Origin of the sequence: Promicromonospora sp. NPDC023987 (assembly GCF_040639055.1) — a bacterium.
Classification (GTDB): domain Bacteria; phylum Actinomycetota; class Actinomycetes; order Actinomycetales; family Cellulomonadaceae; genus Promicromonospora.
The window spans coordinates 11,899-35,650 of the sequence record NZ_JBEZZF010000042.1; the positions used below are offsets into that span (position 1 = coordinate 11,899).

The 23,752-nt window shown below is 74.3% G+C and carries 15 protein-coding genes and 1 riboswitch; of the genes, 3 read left to right on the forward strand and 12 right to left on the reverse strand.

Translation table 11 applies throughout. The features are described 5' to 3' along the window. Positions 1–83 precede the first annotated feature (83 nt). A complete protein-coding gene (gene cofG / locus AB0F40_RS18025; RefSeq protein WP_357470385.1) occupies positions 84–2,474 on the forward strand; it encodes a 7,8-didemethyl-8-hydroxy-5-deazariboflavin synthase CofG in 2,391 nt (796 codons plus the stop codon). After that, positions 2,471–3,988: an NAD(P)/FAD-dependent oxidoreductase gene (locus AB0F40_RS18030; protein WP_357470388.1), complete on the forward strand. Its 1,518-nt coding sequence runs from the start codon at positions 2,471–2,473 to the stop codon at positions 3,986–3,988. The genes cofG and AB0F40_RS18030 overlap by 4 nt, the downstream gene beginning before the upstream one ends. Before the next feature lie 31 nt (positions 3,989–4,019). Here the strand turns inward: AB0F40_RS18030 and AB0F40_RS18035 are convergent, their stop codons facing one another. From AB0F40_RS18035 to AB0F40_RS18050, 4 genes are all read right to left on the reverse strand, one after another. Then, a complete protein-coding gene (locus AB0F40_RS18035; protein WP_357470391.1) occupies positions 4,020–4,685 on the reverse strand; it encodes a response regulator transcription factor in 666 nt (221 codons plus the stop codon). Continuing rightward, a complete protein-coding gene (locus AB0F40_RS18040; protein ID WP_357470395.1) occupies positions 4,682–6,037 on the reverse strand; it encodes a histidine kinase in 1,356 nt (451 codons plus the stop codon). The genes AB0F40_RS18035 and AB0F40_RS18040 overlap by 4 nt, the downstream gene beginning before the upstream one ends. Positions 6,038–6,039: 2 nt before the next feature. Continuing rightward, entirely contained in the window at positions 6,040–8,100 is a 2,061-nt protein-coding gene (locus tag AB0F40_RS18045) for a serine hydrolase (RefSeq protein WP_357470398.1), read from the reverse strand. Positions 8,101–8,321: 221 nt separating this feature from the next. After that, on the reverse strand, positions 8,322–9,083 hold the full coding sequence (locus AB0F40_RS18050) for an SDR family NAD(P)-dependent oxidoreductase (protein WP_357470400.1): 762 nt from the start codon (positions 9,081–9,083) through the stop codon (positions 8,322–8,324). 126 nt (positions 9,084–9,209) lie between these two features. Between AB0F40_RS18050 and AB0F40_RS18055 the strand changes: the two genes are divergently transcribed. Then, positions 9,210–10,853 carry a helix-turn-helix domain-containing protein gene (locus tag AB0F40_RS18055; protein WP_357470403.1) on the forward strand — a complete coding sequence of 548 codons (1,644 nt, stop codon included), beginning with the start codon at positions 9,210–9,212 and terminating at the stop codon, positions 10,851–10,853. An 18-nt stretch (positions 10,854–10,871) separates the two neighbouring features. Here AB0F40_RS18055 and menC read toward each other — a convergent pair whose 3' ends face one another. The 8 genes from menC to AB0F40_RS18095 all read right to left on the reverse strand — a co-directional run bounded on the left by menC (position 10,872) and on the right by AB0F40_RS18095 (position 23,326). Beyond that, on the reverse strand, positions 10,872–12,011 hold the full coding sequence (menC, locus tag AB0F40_RS18060; protein ID WP_357470406.1) for an o-succinylbenzoate synthase: 1,140 nt from the start codon (positions 12,009–12,011) through the stop codon (positions 10,872–10,874). Beyond that, positions 12,008–12,862: a GNAT family N-acetyltransferase gene (locus AB0F40_RS18065; RefSeq protein WP_357470408.1), complete on the reverse strand. Its 855-nt coding sequence runs from the start codon at positions 12,860–12,862 to the stop codon at positions 12,008–12,010. The genes menC and AB0F40_RS18065 overlap by 4 nt, the downstream gene beginning before the upstream one ends. Beyond that, positions 12,859–16,395: a serine hydrolase gene (locus AB0F40_RS18070; protein WP_357470411.1), complete on the reverse strand. Its 3,537-nt coding sequence runs from the start codon at positions 16,393–16,395 to the stop codon at positions 12,859–12,861. Before AB0F40_RS18070 ends, AB0F40_RS18065 begins: the two co-directional genes overlap by 4 nt. Continuing rightward, positions 16,392–17,216, reverse strand: a complete 825-nt coding sequence (locus AB0F40_RS18075) for an ABC transporter ATP-binding protein (protein WP_357470414.1) — start codon at positions 17,214–17,216, stop codon at positions 16,392–16,394. Before AB0F40_RS18075 ends, AB0F40_RS18070 begins: the two co-directional genes overlap by 4 nt. Next, positions 17,213–19,165, reverse strand: a complete 1,953-nt coding sequence (locus AB0F40_RS18080; protein ID WP_357470417.1) for a dipeptide/oligopeptide/nickel ABC transporter permease/ATP-binding protein — start codon at positions 19,163–19,165, stop codon at positions 17,213–17,215. The genes AB0F40_RS18075 and AB0F40_RS18080 overlap by 4 nt, the downstream gene beginning before the upstream one ends. Further along, the gene (locus AB0F40_RS18085; RefSeq protein ID WP_357470420.1) at positions 19,165–20,202 is read right to left on the reverse strand and encodes an ABC transporter permease; all 1,038 of its coding nucleotides are present in this window, start codon (positions 20,200–20,202) and stop codon (positions 19,165–19,167) included. Before AB0F40_RS18085 ends, AB0F40_RS18080 begins: the two co-directional genes overlap by 1 nt. 13 nt (positions 20,203–20,215) lie before the next feature. Then, positions 20,216–21,832 carry an ABC transporter substrate-binding protein gene (locus AB0F40_RS18090; protein WP_357470422.1) on the reverse strand — a complete coding sequence of 539 codons (1,617 nt, stop codon included), beginning with the start codon at positions 21,830–21,832 and terminating at the stop codon, positions 20,216–20,218. A gap of 108 nt (positions 21,833–21,940) precedes the next feature. Then, positions 21,941–23,326, reverse strand: a complete 1,386-nt coding sequence (locus AB0F40_RS18095) for a serine hydrolase domain-containing protein (protein WP_357470425.1) — start codon at positions 23,324–23,326, stop codon at positions 21,941–21,943. A 273-nt stretch (positions 23,327–23,599) separates the two neighbouring features. Further along, positions 23,600–23,751, forward strand: a riboswitch (cyclic di-AMP (ydaO/yuaA leader). Position 23,752 lies beyond the last annotated feature (1 nt).

Here is a 23,752-nt window from a genome sequence, read left to right on the forward strand (position 1 = left end):
AGGAAGGGTGCCGCGGAATGACATAGTGTCGGCCCGTCCCCTCCGGACCATCCAGATCCGGTTCCCGCACCCGAGGTGGGCCCATGACTGTTCCTCTCACCCTGCGCACGCCCTCGCGTGGCGCCGACCAGCCGCAGGCCCCGGACCGTCCGGTCCTGGACGCGGCCCTCGACCGGCTGGAGGACGCCGGCGGCAGCACCCCCGACCGGGCCGACGCCGAGGTGCTCCTGCACGCGCGCGGCGCGGACCTGGACCGGCTCCTCGCGGTCGCCGGTGCGATGCGCGACACGGGGCTGACGGCGGCCGGCCGGCCGGGCGTCATCACGTACTCGCGCAAGGTGTTCGTGCCGCTGACGCACCTGTGCCAGGACCGGTGCCACTACTGCATCTTCGTGCAGTCGCCCGGCAAGCTCGCCAAGGCGGGCATCTCGCCGTACATGGAGGCCGACGCCGTCCTGGAGGTCGCCCGGCAGGGCGCCGAGCTGGGCTGCAAGGAGGCTCTGCTCACCCTCGGCGACCGCCCGGAGAACCGCTGGCCGGTGGCCCGGCAGTGGCTCGACGACCACGGCTACGCCTCGACCCTCGACTACGTCGGCCACATGGCCCGCCTGATCCTGGACGAGACGGGCCTGCTGCCGCACCTCAACCCCGGCGTCATGTCGTGGGCCGAGCTGCAACGGCTCAAGCCGGTCGGCCCCTCGATGGGGATGATGCTGGAGACCACGTCGTCCCGGCTGTGGACGGAGAAGGGGCAGGCGCACTTCGGCTCCCCCGACAAGGACCCGGCCCTGCGGCTGCGCGTGATCGAGGACGCCGGCCGCTCCCGCATCCCGTTCACCACGGGCATCCTGCTCGGCATCGGCGAGAACTACGCCGAGCGCGTGGACTCGGTCCTGGCGCTGCGGGACGCGCACGCCCGGCACGGCCACGTGCAGGAGGTCATCGTGCAGAACTTCCGCGCGAAGTCCGCCACGGCCATGATGGGCGCCGTCGACCTGGACACCCAGGAGTACGCGGCCGCCGTCGCCGTCACGCGCGTGCTGCTCGGCCCGGGGATGCGGGTGCAGGCACCGCCCAACCTGACCGACGCCGCCGAGCTCCAGCTCCTGGTCCGCGCCGGCATCGACGACTGGGGCGGCGTCAGCCCGCTCACCCCCGACCACGTCAACCCCGAGCGGCCCTGGCCGCAGATCGAGGACCTGGCGCGGCTCACCGGCGAGGGCGGGTACACGCTGCGCGAGCGTCTCACCGCGCACCCGCACTACCTCCGCGAGGCCCGGGACGGCGCGGACTGGCTCGACGACCGCCTCCGCGCCCGCGTCCTCTCCCTCGCGGACGACTACGGTCTGGCCCGCCACGACGCCCTCCCCGCCAGCTCGTTGAGTGCTGGGTATTTGCGCCTTTCGAGCCCGGAAGAGCGCAAATACCCAGCACTCAACGGGGCGGGGCGGGGGCTGGCACGGCTGGTCGGGGACGTCGCTGCCGATCCTGCGGGGGCGGACGACAGTGCCTGGGTCGAACTGCTCGGGGCCGACGGCGCCGACCTCGAAGAGCTCACAGCCCTCGCGGACCAGGTGCGCCGCGAGCGGGTCGGCGACACCGTCACGTACGCGGTGAACCGGAACATCGACGCGTCACTGGGTCTCCCGCCCGAGCGGGTCGCGGAGCTCGCGGCGGAGGCCGTGTCGCTCGGCGCCACGGAGGTGTGCGCGCAGGGGATGCCGCCGGCGGCGTCGGGCGCGGACGGCTACCTCGGCTTGGTCCGGGCCGTACGACGGGGCGGCCCCGGCCTGCACCTGCACGCCTTCCGCCCGGCCGAGCTGGCCGACGGCGCCGCCCGCGCCGGCCTGCCCCTGGCCGGCTGGCTCGCGGAGCTGCGCGAGGCCGGCCTCGACACCGTGCCGGGCACGGGCGCGCGCATCCTGGACGACCGGGTCCGCGCCCTGCTCACTGGCGGGACCGACATCCCGGCCGAGCAGTGGGTCGAGCTCGTCACCGCCGCCCACACGGCAGGTCTGCGGTCCACCGCGACGATCGTGTACGGGCACGTCGAGTCGGCGCGCGACCAGGTACGGCACCTCCGCACCCTGGCCGGCGTGCAGGACGCGACCGGCGGGTTCACGGAGCTCATCCCGATGCCGTGGCTGCCGACGGAGTCGCCGGTCACGGTCCCCGGCGCCCGCGTCGCGACCCTGCGCGAGAGCCGCGCCCTGCACGCGGTGGCGCGGCTGCTGCTCGCCGGGCGGATCGACCACGTCCAGGCGGCGTGGACGAAGCTCGGCATGCGCGGCGCGCAGCTCGTGCTCGCGGGCGGCGCGGACGACCTGGGCGGCGTGCTGCTCGACGGCGTTCTGGACCCGGATGCCGGACCCGAGCAGGGCCGGGAGCTCACGGTCGCGGACGTGACGCGGCTCGCCGCCGAGCTGGGCCGGCCCGTGCGGCAGCGCACGACCACGTACGAGCAGGTGGGGTGACGGGCACGGACCAGCGGACGGGCACGGCCGCGCCCACGGACGTGGACGTCGCGGTCGTGGGCGCCGGGCTCGCCGGGGTCGGCCTCGGTGCCCGGCTCCGGCGCGCCGGGCGCACCGGCTTCGCGGTCCTGGAGCGGGCCGACGACGTCGGCGGGACCTGGCGCGACAACGTGTACCCGGGCGTCGCGTGCGACATCCCGAGCGCCCTGTACTCCTACTCCTTCCTGCCCCAGCCGGCCTGGTCGCGGGTGTTCGCGCCGGGCGCCGAGATCCACCGGTACGTCCAGGACGTCGCACGGAGCGAGGGGCTGGCCCCGCACCTGCGCCTCGGCACCGCACTCACGGGCGCTCGCTGGCACGACGACGAGGCGGCGTGGCACCTGACGACGTCCCGTGGCCCGCTGACCGCCCGGGCGCTGGTGACAGCCGTCGGCCGGCTCAGCGAGCCGCGCGTTCCCGACCTCCCGGGCCTCGGCACCTTCCCTGGCCGCGTGTTCCACTCCGCCCGGTGGGACCGGGACCTGCCCGCCGGGCTGCGGGTCGGCGTGGTCGGCACGGGCGCCAGCGCCGTACAGCTCGTGCCGGAGCTCGCGCGCCGGGCGGCCTCCGTCGTCGTGCTGCAGCGCACGCCGCCCTGGGTGCTGCCGCGCGGTGACCGGGCGTACGCGCCCGGCGAGCCCCGGCCGGACCGGGCGGCGCTCGCGGCGGAGGCCGACCAGCTGTTCGCCGCGCGCCTGGCCGGCTCCGCGGCGGAGGCCGAGCTGCGCGAGCGCGCGGAGACGCACCTGCGCGCCCAGGTGCCCGACCCGGCGCTGCGCGCGGTGCTCACGCCGGACTACGCGGTGGGCTGCAAGCGGGCGCTGTTCAGCGACGACTGGTACCCGGCCCTGCAGCAGCCGCACGTCACGCTGGAGCCGAGCGCGCCGGTCGCGGTCGAGGGCTCCACGCTGGTCGCGGCGTCCGGGGCGCGGCACGAGGTGGACGTGCTGGTGCTGGCCACGGGGTTCGAGACCACGCGGCCGCCGTTCGCGCACCTGGTGGCGGGCCGCGACGGGCAGACGCTCGCCGAGCACTGGGCCGACGGCATGACCAGCCATGCCTCGACGGTCGTGCACGGGTTCCCGAACCTGTTCGTGCTGGACGGCCCCAACGCCGGCCTCGGCCACCACTCGGCCCTCGAGGTGATCGAGGCGCAGATCGGCTACGTGCTCGGCGCGCTCGACCACCTGGACCAGGTCGGTGGCCCGTTGGAGGTCTCGGCGGCGGCCGAGGCCGCGTACACGCGGGAGATCGACCGGCGGGCCGCCGACACCGTGTGGCTGCGCGGCGGGTGCCGCAGCTGGTACGTCGACGAGCGCTCGGGGCGGCTCACCCTGCTCTGGCCGGCCCGCGCGGCGGAATTCCGCGACCGCTTCGCCCGGTTCGACCCGACCCCGTTCGCCCGCGCTGCGGGGCTGGTTCGGGTGGTCGGTAAAAGGTCAGGTGATCGGCAGCCCGAGTTGCCGATCACCTGACGTTCTGCCGACCACCCGCCCCCACGGCCTGTCAGCCCGGGGCCAGGCCGTTCTGGTACGCCCAGACGACCGTCTGGAGGCGGTCGCGCGTGCCCACCTTGGCCATCGCCCGGCCGAGGTGGGACTTCACGGTGCTCGTCTCGACGACGAGCTCCTCCGCGATCTCCGCGTTCGACAGCCCGCGGGCGAGCTGCCGCACGATCTCGGCCTCGCGCGCCGTGAGCTCCGCCGCCGCGTCGACGGCAGGGGCGGGCGGAGCCTTGCGCCGGGCGAACTCGGTGATCACCCGGTGGGTCACCGCCTGGTCGATGAGGCCGTGCCCGTCGGCGAGCCGCCGGACAGCGTCGATCAGCTCCTCCGGCTCGCAGTCCTTGAGGATGAACCCGCCGGCCCCGGCCTCCAGCGCACCGAAGACGTACTCGTCGAGGTCGAACGTGGTCACGACCAGCACGGCGGGCGTCGTCGTGCCCGCTCCAGCGCCGCCGGCCACGATCTCGCGCGTCGCGGCCAGGCCGTCCCCGCCGGGCATGCGCACGTCCATGCAGACGACGTCGGGGCCGTGCCGGCGGGCGAGCTCGACCGCCGTCGGACCGTTCGAGGCCTCCGCGACCACCTCGATGTCGTCGGCCTGCTCCAGGAGGAACCGGAAGCCAGCCCGGACCACCGCCTGGTCGTCGACGAGCATGACCCTGATCATCCCTGTCCCCCTTCGGCGAGCACGGACGTGCCCGCAGTACCCTGCGACACCGTACTCGCGGGCTCGTGGTGGAGCGGCAGCGTCAGCAGGACCCGCCAGCCGCCGGACGGCGCGGCACCGGTCGTGAGCGTCGCGCCGACCAGCTGCGCCCGCTCCCCCATCCCGACCAGCCCCATACCCCGGCGCGCCGAGTCCGTCGGGGTCCCACCGGCGGCGTGCGCGTTGACCACCTCGAGCGAGACCATGCGCTCCCCGAAGCGCACCGTGATCCGCACGGCGGCGCCGGGAGCGTGCTGGCGGGCGTTGGACAGCGACTCCTGGGCCACGCGGTAGAACGCGGCGTCCGCGATCGGTGCGAGGTCGCGCCGCGTGCCCTCCCGGGCCAGGTCGACGGTGGTGCCGAGCGCACGCGCCGTCCGGACGAGCCCGTCGAGCGCGCCGAGGCCCGGTGGCGGGGCATCGTGCGCGTCGCCGTGCCCCTCGGGGTCCTGGCGCTCGCGGAGCACCCCGACGATCAGGCGGAGGCTGTCGAGCGTCTCCTTGCCCTGACCCCGGATCCACGCGGTGCCCTTCTTGGCGGCCGCCGGGTCGCTGTCGATCTGCCGTTCGACAGCGGCCGCCTGCACGACCAGGCCGGACAGGTGGTGCGCTGCGACGTCGTGCAGCTCACGGGCCATCCGGGACCGTTCCGCGACGATGGCCGCCTCGGTGGTCGCCCGCTGGGTCCGGATCAGGTCGGCGGCTCGCAGCCGGAGCAGGTCGACGTAGCTACGGCGGGTCGCCACCGCGCCTCCGACGAGTGCCCCGACGACGTACGCCAGCATGCCCTGGAGGAGGTTGAGGGTGACGGGTAGCAGAGGGCTGACCCCCGCCGCCGCGCTGACCAGGAGCGCCGTGAACACTCCTACCGACACCGCCGCGCCGGTGATCGCGACGGCGCGGCGGGGCGGGAGGAGCGTGCCGACGGTGTAGGCGGCGATGAACTGCGGTATCCCGCCGTTCGACATGTCGGGCGGCGCCGCCGCGATGATGACGACCTGGCACGCGACGACGAGACCCAGACAGAGGACCGGCCGGACCCGGCGCAGGACGAGCGGCAGCGCCTGGGCGCACGAGGCGATCGTGAGCACGACACCCTGCACCGAGCCGATCTCGACGCCCTCCATCCTGAGCACGAGCTCGAAGAGCACTGCCATCATGCCGGCCGTCACGAGCATGACCAGAGCGGCCAGCAGGCCGTCCTGCGCGATCCGCCCGGTCACGCCGAGCCGGGCGAGCATCGAGCTGAGCCGGCTCGTGCGCGGCGGGATGGGTACGTCGTCGAACACCGTGGGGCCGTCCGTCGTGGGCATCGTCAGTACGATACAGACGGCGCGAGCAGGCGGAACTCGAACGCGAACCAGGCGATTCCGGCCAGGGCGAGCACCACGAGCACCAGACCGAGCACCCGGCGCCAGCCGTGCTTGTGCCGGACGGCGCCGACGAGCTGCAGCACCGCGGGGACCAGTCCGAGCACACCGATCCCCTGCAGCACCTGGAGCTGGCGCAGCGAGAACTCGGAGACGTCCTCCAGGCTCATCACGGTCATGACGGTGACGGCCCAGCCGGCCAGGGCCAGCACCGCGGAGACCACACCGACCTTCGCGAGGATCCGGGTCACGCGCCCGGTGCCCTCGGGGCGAGACCGGTGCCGTACGCGCCGGACGATCGCACCGACCGGCCAGGCGATGGCCGTCACGAGCAGGATCAGGGCCGACATCCCGAGCACCGGGACCACCACGGAGGGAACTCGCTCGGGCTGGGACGGGAGCAGGGCGAAGGCACCCTCGTACCCGATGGCCTCGACCTCGCCGTCGGCGACGCGCATGGCGATGGTGCGCTGGCCGCCGACCTCACGCCAGACCCAGGGCTCCACCTCCTCGTACAGGGCGGGCGACGCGCTGGCGGGTCCGGGGGTGAGCAGCAGGCGGCCGTCGTCCCGCGCGGTGACCTGAGTGGTGCTGAAGGCGTCGAGCGCCGCGAGGAACGTGCTGTGCATGCTGCGCGAGGCGACGTAGCTGCCCGCGGCGATCGCCGCGTGCTCCTTGGTCGTCGCTTCGTCGACGGTGCTGGCCGCCGGGGCGGAGCCCGCGGGGAAGTAGCGGTCCGTGAAGCCCTCCAGCACGGCCCTGCGCAGCTCGAGCGTGGCGTAGCCGGTGTGCCCGGTGCTGTTGAACGAGACGAAGATGCCCGCGCGCTCGTCCGGGTAGATCTGGAGGTGCGAGTGGAAGTAGTTGGTGTCCCCGCCGTGACCGACGATCCGGTGGCCGTTGCGGCTCTCGTCGAAGAACCCGAGCGCCATCCGGGGGGCCGCAGCCAGGTTGCCGAGGGACCGCTCGTCGAGCGCCGGAGCGTGCATGAGCTCGAGCGTCTCGGGCTCCAGGAGCGACCCCGCGCCCGGCTCGCCCAGCTGGGCCAGCATGAAGCGTGCCATGTCAGGTGCTGAGGCGGTCAGTGCTCCGGCAGGCGGTGTCCCGACGATCTCGAACGGCCCCGGGCCCTCCGCCGACGTGTTGTATCCCTGGGAGATCTGCTCGCTCAGCGCGTCGGGCAGTGGCTGCTCGAAGGTCGACGACGTCATCCCGGTCGGCTCGAAGATGTTGCGCTCGACGTACTCCTCGAACGGCACGCCGCTGATGCGCTCGACGATGTAGCCGGCCAGGGCGTTGCCGTAGTTCGAGTAGGCGGGGACCGTGCCCGGCTCGTAGATCTGCTCCGGGGGCTCTTCGACGAGGGCGTCACGAAGTACCGGCGAGACGCCGCCCGAGCCGATGAGCCCGCCGATCCGCTCCTCGAAGCCCGCTGTGTGGGTCAGCAGGTGCCGCAGCGTGATCGGCTCGTCGAAGTTCCGCGGCACCTCGAAGTCGAGGTACTCGCCGATGTCGGTGTCCAGGTCGACGTCGCCGCTCTCGACGAGCTGCATCGCGGCGGTGGCGGTGAACAGCTTCGACACCGATCCCGGCCGGAACAGCGTGGTCTCCGGATCGACCGGCACGGGCTCGCCGCCCGTCGTGCCGGTGTCGGAGTGTCCGTAGCCGCGGGTGGTGACCACCTTGCCGTCGTCGACGACGGTGACGACGCCGCCGGCGATGCCTGCGCTCTCGAGCGCGGCGGGCAGCATGCCGTCGAGCCAGGCGTCGACGTCGGTCCGGTTCAGGGTGTGCTCACCGGCCGGGGCGGAGATGGGCGGGGGCGGCGTCGGCCCGGCGGCGTCCGACTCGGCGGCGGCCGCGCTCGGGGCGCCGGCCGCGACGGTGAGGGCGAGCAGGCCAAGGGTCGCGAGCGCTGCGCGGCCGCGCCGGCCGTGCTGCCTCGGGTGGCCCGGCGAGCGGCGTTCCGGCCGCTCGGCGGGTGTCTGGTAAAGGGACGAGTACATCGTCGCGCTCCTCGCGCTCGGCAGGTGTTCGGGCTGGTCCGGAGGCTTTCTCCCGGACGACCCAAGCCTGTCGAGAACCCCGCGGCGCCACATCGGGCACGGGTGCCCACTTCACCTACGACCTTTGGCGGAGGCGGCGCGCCCGCCCCTACCCCGGAAGGTGACCATGTATCTGCTGCCAGTCACCGCCGGTTTCTGGCAGCAGGTACATGGTCATCCGTTCAGTGCGCCGCGTAGCCGCCGTCGACCAGGTGATAGCTGCCGGAGATGAAGGACGCCTCGTCACTGAGGAGGAAGAGCGTCAGCGCCGCGACCTCCTTGTCCGTCCCGAGCCGCTTGGCGGCGTGCTCGTTCTCGAGCGCGGCCAGCGCCTCCTCGCTCAGCGAGGACCGCACGAGCGGGGTGTCGATGAAGCCGGGGCCCACGGCGTTGGTGCGCACGCCCTGCTCCGTGTACTCGAGGGCAGCCACCTTGGTCAGCCCGACGAGCGCGTGCTTGCTGGTCACGTACGCCGCGTTCTCGGCGATACCCACGGAGCCCAGCACGGAGGCCATGTTCACGATGGCGCCGCCGCCGGCCGCCACCATGGCGGGGAGCTGGTAGCGCAGGCCGTAGAAGACGCCGTCGAGGTCGACCGCCCGCACCCGGTCCCATGCCTCGATGTCGTAGTCGCCGATCTTGGCGGGCGGCGCGCCGATGCCGGCGTTGTTCACGGCGAGCCGCAGCTCCCCGTACCGCTCGACGGCGAAGTCGACAGCGGCGCGCGACTGGTCGGGGTCGGTGGTGTCCTGCTCGAAGGCCACCGCGGTGCCGTCGGCGCCGGTGATCTCGTCGACCACCTGCTGCGCGCCGTCGAGCTTGATGTCGGTGACCACGACGGAGGCGCCCTCCGCGGCGAGCTGCCGGGAGATCTCCGCACCGATGCCGCTGCCACCGCCCGTGACGATCGCTGCCTTGCCCTGGAACCTGTTCCCCGTCGTCATGCTGCTCACTCCTCGGCGCTCTGGTCCGACGGCGCGGCGCCGTCCCCTCAGTTCTAACCCGCGACGGGCTCGGTCACCTGCGGGCGCTGTCGGACAGGGGAGACGGCGAGCGCCTATCCTCCGGACATGAGCCGGCGGCCACGCGCGAGCCTCGGCAGGGTGCTCGACGATCTCGGAGCCACCCTGCTCGACGTCGTGCGCGAAGGCCCCGACGCGGGGCGCGAGGTGGGCGGCCTGGTGATCCACGACCCGCTCGACGAGGCCGGGTACCCGCCGCACGCCCTCGTCCTCGGGGTAGGCCTGGCCGCACCGGACGACGTCGCGGCGCTGCTGCGCCGCCTGGGCGAGCACGGCGCGACGGCGCTGGTCGTGCGGGAGCCGGTGCCGGCCGCGGCAGCCGTGCTGGACGCCGCCGACGCGAGCGGCGTCGCGCTGCTGGGCCTGAGCCGCGGTGCGACATGGGCCCAGCTCGCGGCGCTGCTGCGGACCGTGCTGGCAGAGGGCGACGTGGGCGTGGACGACGCCGAGTCCCTGGGCGGGCTGCCGTCGGGCGACCTGTTCGCGGTGGCGAACGCCGTCGCCGCGCTGCTGGACGCGCCGGTGACCATCGAGGACCGCAGCTCGCGCGTGCTCGCGTTCTCCGTGCGGCAGGACGAGGCCGACGACTCGCGCGTGGAGACCGTCCTGGGTCGCCGGGTACCCGAGCGCTACGCGCGGATGCTCACCGAGCGGGGAGTGTTCCGCGACCTGTACCGCAGCTCGGACCCGGTCAGGGTCGATCCCCTGCCCATCGGGTACGCGGGCCTGACGATGCCGCGCGTGGCGATCGCGGTGCGCGCGGGCGACGAGGTGCTCGGGTCGATCTGGGCCGCCATGGACGCCCCGCTCGACGACCGGCGCATCGCCTCCCTGCGCGACGCCGCGAAGCTGACGGCGCTGCACCTCCTGCGGGTGCGCGCGGGCTCGGACGTGCGGCGGCGGATCCGCACCGACCTGCTGAGCACCGCGCTGGAGGGCGGCACCGGAGCCCGCGAGGCGCTCGAACGGCTCGGGCTGGGCAGTCAGGCGGTGGTCGCGCTCGGGGTCACGGCCCGGCCCGACGACGACGAGCGGTCCGTCGCGGGCGACGTCGTCGAGGCGAGCGAGCGCGAGCGGCTGTCCGACGCGTTCGCGCTGCACCTGCAGTCGGCGCACCCGGCGTCGGCGGTGGCGCTGATCGGTGACGTCGCCTACGGGCTGCTGCCGTGCGGGCCCGACGGCGAGGAACGGGCCGAGCGCATCGCGCGGGCGTTCGTCGAGAAGGTGGGCCGGCGGACCGCCGCCGTGGCAGCGGTGGGGCCGGTCGCACCGAGCGCGGGTGGTGTGGCCCGGTCCCGGGAGGTGGTCGACCGGGTGCTGCGGGTGCTGCGCGCGGGCGACGCGCGGGATACCGACGGGCCTCGGGTGGCCCGGTTCGCCGACGTCCAGGCGGCGTCGCTGGTCTTGGAGCTGCGCGATGTGGTCGCGGCCCGCGGGGACACGATCGCGGGGCCGCTGGCCAGGCTCGTGGAGTACGACGCCGAGCACGGCGCGGGCCTGGTCGCGACCCTGCGGGCCTGGCTGGACGCCTTCGGGGACGTGACGGCGGCGGCCGCGGCGGAGTTCGTGCACCCCAACACGTTCCGGTACCGGCTGCGCCGGGTGGCCCAGGTCGGTGGGATCGACCTCGACGACCCGGAGGCCCGGTTCGGTGTGCTGCTCCAGCTCCGGGTGATGGGGCCGGGAAGCTAGACGTGCCTCGGAGCCGGTTCAGTCCAGCGGCACCCATTCCGTCGCGGTGGTGAACTCGTCGAGCAGGTCCGGGAGCGGCGTCACGCCGAGGCCCGGGCCTGCCGGCACGGCGATGTGGCCGTCGTCGAGCACGAACGGCTCGGTGATGTCGGTGCGGTAGAACCGGCCGGACCCCGAGATGTCGCCCGGCAGCGTGAACCCGGGCAGGGCAGCGAGCGCCGCGTTGGCCGCACGGCCGAGCCCGGTCTCCAGCATGCCGCCGCACCAGACGGCGACGCCGTGCGCGACGGCGAGGTCGTGGATGCGCCGCGCCTCCAGATACCCGCCGACGCGCCCCGGCTTGATGTTGATGATGGAGCAGGCGCCGAGCGTGATCGCGGCGGCGGCGGTCTGCGCGGAGACTATCGACTCGTCGAGGCACACCGGTGTCGTGATGCGGCGGGCGAGCTCGGCATGGCCCAGCACGTCCTCCTCCTCGAGCGGCTGCTCGATCAGCAGCAGGTCGAAGGGGTCCAGCCGCGCGAGGTGCCGGGCGTCACCGAGGGTGTAGGCGGTGTTGGCGTCGACCTGCAGCAGCACGTCGTCGCCGAACCGCTCCCGCACGGCCCGGACGGGCTCGATGTCCCAGCCGGGCTCGATCTTCAGCTTGATCCGCACGTAGCCCTCGGCGAGGTAGCCGTCGACGGCGTCGAGCAGGGCGGGGACCGAGTCGTGGATGCCCACCGACACGCCGCTCGGCACCCGGTCGACGACGGCGCCCAGCTCGCCGGCGAACGACCGGCCCAGGGCGCGCAGCTCGGCGTCGAGCACTGCCATCTCCAGGGCCGCCTTGGCCATGCGGTGCCCCTTGATCGGCGCCAGGGCATGGCCGACGTCGGACGCGGTGATGCCGACCGTGCCGCCCGGCCGCCGGGCGGACTCCTGGTACCGGCCCAGGGCGGGCATCAGGAACCGGCGCAGCACGGCGGCGGCAGCGTCCACGTACTCCGAGGAGTACAGCGGTTCGGCCATCGCGACGCACTCGCCCCAGCCCTCCGCGCCGTCGGTCACGGCGCGGAGCAGGAGGATGTCGCGCTCGCGCTCCGTGCCGAACGACGTCCGGAACGGTGCCACGAGCGGCATGGTGATCCTGCGCAGCTCGACTCCCTGCAGCTTCACGGGTTGGCTCCTTCGGTCTGGGTACGAGGCTGGGTATCAGTCTGGGTATGGATCAGGTAGCCGTGCGCGCGGTCGTACCCGACGGCGGAACCGGCGGCCAGGTACGGCCCCAGGCTCTCGCGCACCCGCAGCCGCCACTCGTGGGCGGCTGCCGGGTCCGCGACGCGCAGCCGTTCGATGTCGAGGGGCACCGGCACGACGGCGTCCGGCACGGCTCCCCCCGCCCCAGCGGCGTCCGGCACGGCTCCGCCCGGCCTCAAGCCGTCCGGTAACCCCGCCCGGCCGGAACCGCAGGCCGCGGCCACCGCCGGGGCTCGCAGGTCCCACCGGACCAGGACCCGGTCGGTGTCCTCGTCGCCGTTGATGGCGTCGGACATGGGTCCGTAGAAGTTCGTCAGGTACTCGGCGGGCCGGGCCGCGAGCTTGTTGATGTTGAAGTGCGCGTTGCGCGCCACGAGCGGGTCGTACGTCCAGGCGATCTCGTCCACGTCGAGGGCGAGCGCCCACGCGCGCTGGTGCACCTTGAGCGCGAAGCCGACGCCCCGGCCACCGGTCCCCGGAGTCACCCCGGCGATATGGCTGTGCAGCGAGCGCTGCCCCGGCGCCGCGTGGAACGCCACGCACGCGCCGACCAGCGCGCCGTCGCGGAACGCACCGCCCACATAGCTCTGCGTCTTGCTGAACGCCCGCAGCAGCTCCGTCGAGACCGACGGCTTGCCCCAGATCGTCGTGAACAGGTCGCCGACGGCGGCCAGCTCGGTCAGGCCCGACACCTCGCGGACCGTGACCTCGGCTGCCCGGGCCGCCGCCTCGGCGTCCCGGGCCGCCTGCGCGGTGAACGGGTCGCTCACCGTGCGACCTCCGGCACGGCCCCCGGCGCAGCTCCCGGCGCAGCCTCCGGAACGGCTCCAGGCACGCCCCCCGGCACAGCCTCCGGAACGGCCTCCGAGACCGCCTCCGGCGCCGCCACCTCAGGGACCGGCTCCGGGACGGCCGCCTTCGGCGTGGCCCGGGCGCCGAAGTGGAGGTACTCCTCGCCCGTCGCCAGGGAGTAGAACGTGACCGGCGCCCACGTCTGCATCCCCTCGGGGCGCACGACGTAGAGCCCCTCGGAGACCGGGACCAGCGGGTACTCCTCGACCGGCTCCTCCTGCAGCTCGGCGAGGGGGCCGAGCAGCTCGGTGCGCAGCCGCGGGCCGGCGGCGCCGTCCAGCACGTCCATCCGCACCGACTCCCGCCGGTAGGTACCGAGGTACGGCGTGATGTCCGTCGTGACGGGCGCCTCCGGGGGCGCGAGCGACCGCGGCATCTCGACGTCCGCCAGCTCGGCGAAGATCTCCCGGTAGAGCTCCTCGTACAGGTCGCGCGTGTTGCCGCCGTTGGTGAGCAGCGTGACGGCGAGTCCCTCCTCCGGCAGCATCCGCAGGAACGCCGCCTGCCCGATCGTGTTGCCGTCGTGCCCGATCAGCCGGCGGCCGTCCCACCCGAAGCGGATCCAGCCAAGGCCCCAGGAGTCCCCGAGCGAGTACTTGTCGGGCAGGTCGGCGTGCAGCTCCGCCATGTCCACCGTGCTCTGCGCCGACAGCAGGCGGGTGCCGTCCGCCGCCACGCCGCCGGTCAGGTGCAGGCGCGCGAACGCGAGGACGTCGGCGACCGGCGCAGTGATGAGCCCCGCCGGTCCCATCGGTCGCGGCAGGCCCCATACGGGCGCGACGTGCTGGGCACCGCCCAGCTCCACGTGCCCGACGGCGGCGCCGTGCAGCAGCGCCTCCTCCGGCAGCGTGACCGTGCGCGGCAGGCCGAGCGGGCCGAACAGCTTCTCCCGCATCGCGGTGTCCCACGTCTTGCCGGTGACCTGCTCGATGATCCGGCCCAGCACCGAGAACCCGGAGTTGCAGTAGGACCAGGTGACGCCCAGCGGGTGGTTCTGCGGCGCGTCGGCGAGGAGCGCCACGTACTTCTCGATGGCGTCGTCGCCGCGGCCCGTGTCCGTGAAGATGTCGCCGTCGATGCCGCTGGTGTGCGTGAGCAGGTGCCGAACGGTCACGCGGGCCGTCACCTCAGGGTTCGACAGCGCGAAGTCCGGCAGGATCATGGCCACGGGCGTGTCCAGGGTGAACGCGCCCTCGTCCACCAGGATCATCACCACGGTCGCGGTCCAGACCTTGCTGATGGAGCCGATCTGGAAGATCGAGTCCACGCCGGCTGGCTGCCCCGTGGCCAGGTTCAGCACGCCGGTCGCCGCCTGGACCAGATCGTCCGGACGCCCGCCCCCGCCCACCCGGAGGATGCCGAGCTGCGCACCGGGCACGTCGTGCTTCTCGGCGAGGGCGGTCAGGCGCCGCTCCCAGTGCGCGACGTCGATCGCCGGGCGCGCGCGGTCGCCGTCGAGCACGTGCTGGTCGAGCCAGGCGACGATCCGCCGGCCGAAGTCCAGGCGGTGCGACGGGCGTCCGGCGAGCGGGAAGATGTGGCTGCCGCCCGGGTAGAGCACGAGCCGCGTGGGCACGCCGCGCTCGCGCAGGGCGGTGTGCCACTGCTGCGCCTGGCCCACCGGGCAGCGCAGATCGTCACCGCCGTGCAGCACGAGGGTCGGGGTGGACACCTGGTCCACCCGCGTGAACGGCGACATCTCGGCCAGGCGGGCGGCGCCGGCGCCCCAGGGGAACGCCCCGAGCTCGTGCTCGCTCATGAAGTGCGCCTCGTCCGACGTGCCGCCCATGCTGGACAGGTCGGCCACCACGCCGCCCGCCACCGCCGCGGCGAACCGGTCGTCGTGGGCGGTGAGGTAGCAGGTCATGAACCCGCCGTAGCTGTATCCGCCGACGGCGAGCCGGTGCGGGTCCGCGAACCCCTCGGCCACCAGGGCGTCGACCGGCTCCAGGAAGTCCTTGGCGTCGACGGTGCCCCAGCCGCCGAACACGGCGTCGTAGAACCCGGCGCCGTACCCGTCGCTCCCACGCGGGTTGACGAGCAGCACACCCCAGCCGCGGGCCACCAGGTCGTGGTGGTACAGGTGCAGCTCGTCGGCGGCGCCGTTCCAGGCGTTGTGCGGGCCGCCGTGGATGTCCACGTACAGCGGGCGGGGGCCCGCGTCGCCCGCGGCGTCGTCCTCCGAGGCGTGGCAGAGCCATGCCTGTACCCGGGTGCCGTCCGAGATCTCGAACCAGCGCTCCTCGCGCACGTACCCGACGGCGTCACCGAGCGAGGCGCCGAGGCTCGTCACGCTGGTCTCGCGGTCGCCCTCCCCGAGGGCGACGGTCACCACCTCGCCGAACGAGTCGGGTGTGGTGAGCACGACGGCGGCCGTGCCACCCGCGACGGAGAGCCCGGAGACCACCCGGCCCGCGCCGCCCAGCACGAGCCGCGGGGCCGCACCGCCCGCGAGCGGCACCGAGTACAGGTGGGTGCAGCCGTGGTCCCGCACGCAGAACAGCACGTCGTCGCCCACCACCACCGGCGCTGCGCCCGGGTAGGCGGGCGCGCCCGCCATGACGTTGCGGTCCAGCGGGGCGGCCAGGTCGACGGGCTCGGCCGCGGCCCTGCCGCCGTCGTCGAGCGGCACCCGCAGCAGGCCCGCGTGCCCACGCGGGGCGCCCGGATAGCCCACCACCAGGAGGTGCTTCCCGTCCGGGGTGAACGAGACGCTGCCGGCCAGGCCGTCGGCGAGCGCGACCAGGACGGCCACTGCCTTGTGGTCGGTGACGTCCACCGTGTGCACGGCGGAGACGGGGTCCAGGTCGGACGCGCCGTCGGGGCGCGCCGTGAACGCGAGAGTCCCGCCGTCCGGGTGCCAGCCCACGGCGCCCACGTGCGCGTCGCCCGAGCTGACCTGCCGGACCGCGCCCTTCCCGGAGGCCGTACCCGTCCCGGAGGTCGAGCCTGTCGAGACCTCCACCACGTGCGCCTGCATCCGCAGGGTGGGCACCAGCCCGGCTCCGTCGACGGCGTACCCGAGCCCGTCCGTGACCAGCGGCCGGGCCGCGTCGGACCCCGCCGGGTCGACCGGCGCGACGAACGCGATCCGTGCGCCGTCCGGGCTCCACACGGGCGAGCCGGCGCCGAGCGGCAGGTCGGTCACGGCGGTCGCCTCGCCGCCCGCCACGGGCAGGGTCCAGAGTTGGGCCGGGCCGTCGGTGCCCGCGCGCAGGAAGGCGAGCGTGCCGCCGTCGGGCGACCAGGCGGGTGACGTGTCCGCACGGCCGTGCGTGAGCCGGCGCGGCTCGGCGCCACCCGCTCCCGCGAGCCAGATGCTGTGCACGGCGGTGTCCGCCTCCGTGTCCAGGGTGCGCACCACGTAGGCGAGCGCGCCGTCCGGCGCGAGCGCCGGCTGGGACGGGACGGCGATCGAGGGCAGGTCCTCGAGGGTCAGGTGACGGGTCACGTCGGTCTCCTTGTGGTCCGGGTGGAATCGATGGTGCCCCCGGTCAGGGGGCCGGTCAGCGGGCTCGGTACGGCCGCCAGCAGGCTGCGCGTGTAGTCGTGCCGAGGATCGCCGAGCACCTGGGCGGTCTCGCCCCGCTCGACGATCCGGCCGCGGTGCAGCACCGCCACTCGGGTGGCGACGTACCGCACGACGGCGAGGTCGTGGGAGATGAAGAGGATGGACAGGCCGAGGTCGCGCTGGAGCTCGCGGACCAGGTTGAGCACCGCTCCCTGGATGGAGACGTCGAGGGCGGACGTGATCTCGTCCGCGACCACGACGCTCGGTCGCGCCGCCAGGGCGCGGGCGATGGCCACCCGCTGCCGCTGACCGCCGGAGAGCTGCCCTGGGTAGGCGCCCGCCCGGTCGGGATCGAGGTGCACCAGCGTGAGCAGGCGCTCCACCTCGGCCCTCGCCGACGCGCGGGCCGCCGCCGACGTCCGGCCGCGTTCGCGGGGGACGGCCTCCGCGACGCTCTCCCCGACGGTCATCCGCGGGTCCAGCGAGGACGCCGGGTCCTGGAAGACCAGCTGGACCGGGCTCGGGCCGGCGGTCCGGCGGCGTCCGCCCACCGGCTCGCCGTCGAGCAGGACCTGGCCGCCGTGCACGGGAGCCAGGCCGACGGCGGCGCGCGCGAGGGTCGACTTGCCCGAGCCGGACTCGCCGACCAGGCCGACGATCTCGCCGGGCGGCACGACCAGGCTCACGCCGTCCACCGCGGTCGTGGTTCGGCGGCCGGCGCCGTAGCGCACCGTCACGTCGTCGAAGCGCAGCTCGCTCATGCGGTCGCCTCCTCGGGGACGGCGGCCGGCAGGTCCTCGCCGGGGCGCCAGCAGGCCACGCCGTCGACCAGCTCGGGCTCCTCGGTGCGGCACCGGGCGTCGGCCAGGGGGCAGCGCGGCGCGAACGGGCACCCGGCCGGCAGGTCGGCGGGGTCCACGGGCCGTCCGGGGATCACGGCGAGGGGTCGGTCCAGGTCGGTCCCCAGGTGGGGGACGGCGGCGACGAGCGCCCGGGTGTAGGGATGCCGGGCGCCCGTCGCGAGCTCGGCGGCCGGCAGGTCCTCGACGACGCGTCCGGCGTACATCACCAGGACGCGGTCGCACACGTCGGCCACCACCGACACGTCGTGGCTGATCAGCAGCAGCGCGACCGCGTCGCGCTCGCGCACCTCGGCCAGCAGGTCGAGCACCTGGCGCTGCACGGTGACGTCCAGGGCGGTGGTGGGCTCGTCGGCGACGATCAGGGCCGGGCTGCCCATCAGCCCCAGCCCGATCATGGCCCGCTGCCGCATGCCGCCGGAGAACTCGTGCGGGTACTGCCCGGCGCGCCGCTCCGGTTCCCCGATCCGCACGGACCGCAGCCGGTCGACGGCGCGGTCCCGCGCCTGCCGGCGGGTCAGCCCGAGGTGGTGGCGGGCGCCCTCGGCGAGCTGGCCGCCCATCCGGCGTACCGGGTTGAACGACGACATGGGGTCCTGGAAGACCATCGCCAGCTCGGTGCCGAGCAGGGTGCGGTGGTCGCCGCTGAGCAGGTCCCGGCCCTGGAACGACAGGCGCCGCGCGGTCACCGTCGTAGGCGGTTCGAGCAGGTCGGCGACGGCGAGCGCGGTGAGCGTCTTGCCCGACCCGGACTCCCCCACCACGCCGACCGCCTCGCCGCGCGCCACCCGGAACGTCACGCCGCGCACCGGCCACGCCGCACCGGCCGCGGTGGGCACGGTGACGACCAGGTCCGCGACGTCGAGCACCAGGTCGGGCCCGGCGTCGTGCTCGACCTCGGCGGACGGCGTGGCGTGCGGCCCGGGTGCCGCGCCGCCGTCGGCCCGCCGCCGCGTGCGCAGGGCGCCGCCGGCCAGGAGGGAGACGCCGCTGATCGAGTCGATGCTGAACGCGCGCGCCACGGCCTCGCCCGTGAGGTTGAACGCGAGACCCGCGACGACCACGGCGAACCCGGGCAGGAGCGCGGCGAGCGGGTCGAGGTAGATGCGGTCGAGGCCGTCCTGCATGAGCCGGCCCCAGTCGTAGGCGGGGGCCTGGACCCCGAGACCGAGGAAGGACAGGCCCGCGAACGAGAGCAGGGCGCCGCCGGCCCCGATGGTCGCGTTGACCACGAGCGGCCCGCCGACGTTGGGCAGCACGTGCCGCAGCAGGATCCGCAGGCGCCCGACGCCCGCGAGCCGTGCGGCGGCGAGATAGTCGCGGTCGGCGACCCCCGCGACGAGGGTCTGGCACAGGCGGGCGAAGGCCGGCGCGCCGGCGAACCCGATGGCGAGCACCGACCCGACCTGCCCGACGCCGAAGATCACGGCGAAGGAGAGGGCGAGCAGCAGGCCGGGGAAGGCGACCGCGATGTTCACCCCGGCCGTGACGAGGCGGCCCGCCCGGGGTCCGAGCAGCAGGGATGCGGTGCCGAGGAGCAGGCCGATGGTGACCGCGAGCGCCGTGGCGGCGAGTGCGAGCACCACCGACAGGCGGGTGGCCACCAGCGTGCGGAGGAGCAGGTCGCGGCCCAGGTTGTCGGTGCCTGCCCAGTGGTCGGCGGACGGTCCCTGGAGCATGGCGGCGGTGTCGACGGCCTCGGCGGCGCCGCCCCACAGGAGCGGGGCCAGCAGGGCGGTCGCCAGGACGAGCGCGAGCAGGCCGGTGCCGGTCACGCCGAGCGGGGTGCGCAGGGTGGCCGGCAGGCGGGGCCGCGATCGGTGGATCGGCGCGGGCAGACTGGCGGGCATCAGCTCTCCCCGATGGTCGAGCGGGGGTCGAGGACGGCGAGCGCCACGTCGACCAGGGTGTTCACGATGAGCACGCCGACGCCGTAGACCAGCACCGTGCCCTGGACCAGGGGGTAGTCCTTGGCGAGGATGGACTCGACGATGGTGCTGCCCAGGCCGGGCCAGGCGAAGACGCTCTCGACCAGGACGGTGCCCGCCACGAGCTGGCCGAGCAGCAGGCCGCCCAGCGTGAGGCTCGCGGTGACGGCGTTCGGCAGCGCGTGGCCCAGGTGGACCGCCGAAGGGGGCAGGCGCTTGGCGCGGGCGGTGCGGACGTAGTCGGTCTCGAGCACCGCGAGCATCTCGACGCGCACGATGCGGGCCAGGACGGCGGCGGGTCCGACGGCGAGGGCCAGGACGGGCAGGACGAACGAGGCCGCGCCGTCCTGCCCCGCGATGGGCAGCCAGCCCAGCGTGACGCCGAAGACCCACACGAGCGCGACGGCGAGCAGGAAGTCAGGGATGGTCGCGAGGAACACGCTGGTGCTCGCGAAGCCGAGCTCGGTGCGCGGCGCCCTGCCGCGCCGGGTGGCGACGGCCACCGCCACCCCGACCGGGACGGCGACGAGCACGGCGACGAGGAAGGCGAGCAGGGCGAGGGTGGCCGTGGCGGGCAGGCGCTGCGCGATGGTGTCGGCGACGGGCAGCTGGGAGCCGAACGAGGTGCCGAGGTCACCGGTCAGGAGGTCGCGCAGGTAGGTGGCGTACTGCACCCACAGCGGCTGGTCCAGGCCGAGCGACTCGCGGCGCGCCGCCACGAGCTCCGCCGACGCGGTGGGGCCGAGGGAGGCGCGCACGGGGTCGCCGGGCACCAGGTGGATCATCAGGAAGGCGGCGGTGACGAGCACCCACAGGGACACCAGCAGCCGCCCCGACCGGCGCACGGCGAAGCGCAGCCAGCGGTGCTGGGCGGCCCCGGCCCCGGTCCCGGCCCCGGCAGGCCGGGCGGGCCGGGCAGCCCCCGCGGGCCGGGCGGTGGTCGGCGTCTGGGTCGTCATCGGCAGCTCGCCGTCAGCTCAGCACGCGGATGCTGGTGGGCACGATGGACCCGGTGCTGAGGAACTCCGCGCCGTTGCCGTAGATCTTGACGAGGCTGTTGGCGAAGGGCGTGACGGCGGTGGCCTCGACGAGCGCGGTCTCCCCCGCCAGCCAGGTGTCGCAGCCGTCGGCTCCCACCATGGTCGTCGCCTCGCCGACGGCGTCCGCGTAGTCCGCGTTGTCGATGGCCGCGAAGTTGGTGCCGCCGTCCGCGACCGTCGGTCCGGACAGGAAGCCGACGAGCTGGTCCGGGCTGCTGACGTTGATGGGCTCCCAGGCCACGTCCCACGCGCCGGTGCCGAACAGGATCTCGGACAGCTCGGTGGTGTTCTTGCCCGTCACCTCGACGTCGACGCCCAGGTCGGTCCACGCGGCCGTCGCCAGCTCCGCGGCGGACGCGCCGCCCGTGCCAAGCGCCGTGTCGTGCAGGAACGCGATGGTCAGCGGCTTGCCGTCCTTGGCCCGCACGCCGTCGTCGCCCAGGGTCCAGCCGGCCTCGTCGAGGGCGGCGGCCGCAGCCTCCGGGTCGTGCTCTGGCAGGGCCGCGGTGATCGAGTCGCCGGTGCACGCGGCCGGGCTCACCGTCGCGAGCGAGGTCGGAGAGCTCCCCTTGCCCGACGTGAGCACCTGCCGCAGCTCGGTCAGGTCGAGGGCCTGGGCCAGGGCGGCGCGTACGGCCGGATCGGCCGTGACGTGGCCCTCGGCGTGGTTGTACCACTGCTCCCCGAGCAGCCCGGCGGACTCGGTGGAGTAGAGGCCGGCCGCCTCGAGCCGCTCGGTGTCTGGGCCGATCACCTGCGCGGCGTTGACCTCGCCCGAGAGCAGCAGGTTGGCCGACGTCGTCTCGTTGGCGACGATCCGCACATCCACCGTGGCGGGCGTGCCCGGCTCCGTCGTGGTGGCGCCGTCCGGGCCCCACGCGTAGTCCTCGCGGACCGAGTAGGTGTAGTGGTCGTCGGGTGCGGCCTCGTCGAGCACGAACGGCCCGGTGCCCGCCGTGGCCGCGGCGAGCGTGTCGCGGTCCGCCAGGCCGGAGTCGCAGACCATGGCCAGGCCGGCGAGTCCCTCCAGCAGGAACGGCGCGGGACCTGCGAGCTCGAGGGTGAGCGTGTCGCCGTCGGCCGACGCCGTGACGCCCGCCGGGAGGAAGGCACCGAGGTACGGGCTCTCGTTGGCCGGGTCGGCCACGTACTCGATGTTCGCCGCCGCGGTCCCTGCCGTGAACTCGGAACCGTCGGCGCAGGTGACGTCGTCGCGCAGGGTGAACGTCGCGGTCGTGCCGTCCACCGTCCACTCGGTGGCCAGCGACGGGACCACCTCGGTGGACTCAGGGTCCACGGCGACGATCGTGTCGTACGCGAGCCGGCTCATGCCGATCACCGAGCTCACGGCGGACGCGTGCGGGTCGAGGTTGCCCGGGTCGGTCGCCAGGGCGAGCGTGAACGTCCCGGCGGAGGCGTACCCGCCGTCGGACGCGGCGTCGTCGCCGCCTCCGGAGCAGGCGGCGAGGGCGGTCGAGGTCAGGGTGAGCGCGAGCAGCAGCGCCACGGGGCGCACGGCCCGTCCGGGCGGGGCGGTCAGACGGTTCACGGGGTCCCTCTCGTCGGGTCGGCTCTGCGGCGTCGGTGCCGTCGGTGCCGTCGGTGCCGGATCAGCTCGGTGCCAGGTCAGCTCGGTGCCAGGTCACTCGGTGCCGGATCAGCCCACCGCCCGCGCGACCGCGCGGCCGTAGTGGATGAACGCGGCCCTGCCGGTGCCGTCGTCGCCCAGGAAGGCGTAGACGGTGTGCACGCCGTTCGGCGCGTCGACGGCGATCAGGGCGTCGTCCGCGTACCGCACCAGCTCCGTGCGGAACGGCTGCTCGCCGATCTCGGCGAGCACGTCCTTCGGGGTGCGGTCCAGCCACGCCCGACCGGCGTCGTCCTGGCTGATCACCAGGTCATAGATGGTGTCGGAGTACGTGCCGGCGCAGCGGGCGTGGTCGACCGCGCCGGGCTCGGCGGGCGGGACCGGCCGGTCCGCGAGGGTGACGCCGGCGAGCTCGCTCGTGAGGTGCTGCACCACGTCCCGGTAGAGCCCGAAGACGTCTCCGCCGTTGGTCAGCAGGGCCACCGCGACGTTCGCGCCGGGCACCACCCGCAGGAACGCCGCCTGCCCGATCGTCCCGCCGTCGTGCGAGACGACGGTGCCGCCCGCGGCCCGGGAGATGGTCCAGCCCAGGCCCCACGCATCGCCCATCGAACCGATGTCCGGCACCGTCACCTGCTCCGCCTGCATGGCGGCCACGCTCTGCTCGCTCAGCACCCGCGTGCCGCCCGGCGCAAGTCCCCCGGCCAGGTGCATCCCCGCGAAGGTGACCAGGTCACGCGGGCGCATGGCGAGCATCGACCCCGCCGCCGCGTTGGACCGTGCCAGCGCCCAGACGGGCGCCGCCGTCCAGTTGCCGTCCGGGCCCTGGACGTGACCCACCGCCGCCCGGTGCAGGATCGCCTCGTACGGGCTGGGCGCCACGTGCGTCAGGCCCAGCGGCTCGGCCAGGAGCTCGGTCAGCGCCCGGTCGTACGGCACCTTGTGCACCACCTCGACCAGGCGCCCCAGCAACGCGAAGCCCGCGTTGTTGTAGGAGAACATCGCGCCCGGCGCGAAGAGCTGCGGCAGGCCGTGCAGCTCCGCCAAGTACTTGCCGATCGCGTCGTCGCCGCGGCCCGTGTCCGTGAACACGTCGCCCTCGAACCCGGCCGTGTGGCACAGCAGCTGGCGGGTGGTGATGGCGGCGCTCGCGGCGTCGTCCGCCACCCGGAACTCCGGGAGGTACGTGCGCAGCGGGAGGTCGAGGTCGAGCGTGCCGTCGTCCACCGCCCGCATCAGCAGGGACGTGGTCCACAGCTTGGTGACGGACCCGATCTGGAACACGGAGTCCGTGGTCGCCCCGACCCCGGTCGTCGTGCTGAGCACGCCCGCCGCCGCATCGACGACCTCGCCGTCGACCAGCACCGCGACACCCGCGCCCGGGACCTGATGGCGGGCGACCAAGTCGGCAAAGTGATCGTCAAGCCAGGTCGAGACCGAGTCGAGAGATGTCATGCCGTCAGGCTATGGAAAGCCCCGCACGTGGTGTTCGTCCTGCCGGACAAGGAGGCGAGGGGCCAGTTGTGCGGGCCGACGAACCGCGGTTGGCCGCCGAAAACGGGATAGACGAGTGACGTATCTCATGCGGACAATCCGGTCAAGTGGAACCGGTGCAGCCCAGGAAGCCGTGATGCGATTGTGACTTCGGTGGCGATCAGGGTTACGGTCGCTCCCGGTTCGCGGGAAAGCCGCGACCACTCGAGGTGGACGCCGAGCCCTGTCACCGCCGCGAGATCTGCTCCGAAACAGATGACAGGGACGGGGGAACCACGAATGCGGGCACCATCGGTGCCCTTGGGGTGAAGCCGCACAGCACGACGCGGCCGGGTCATTCTCCGATCCGAATCCGACAGCTCACCTCGTAGGCGCAGGGAGAACCGC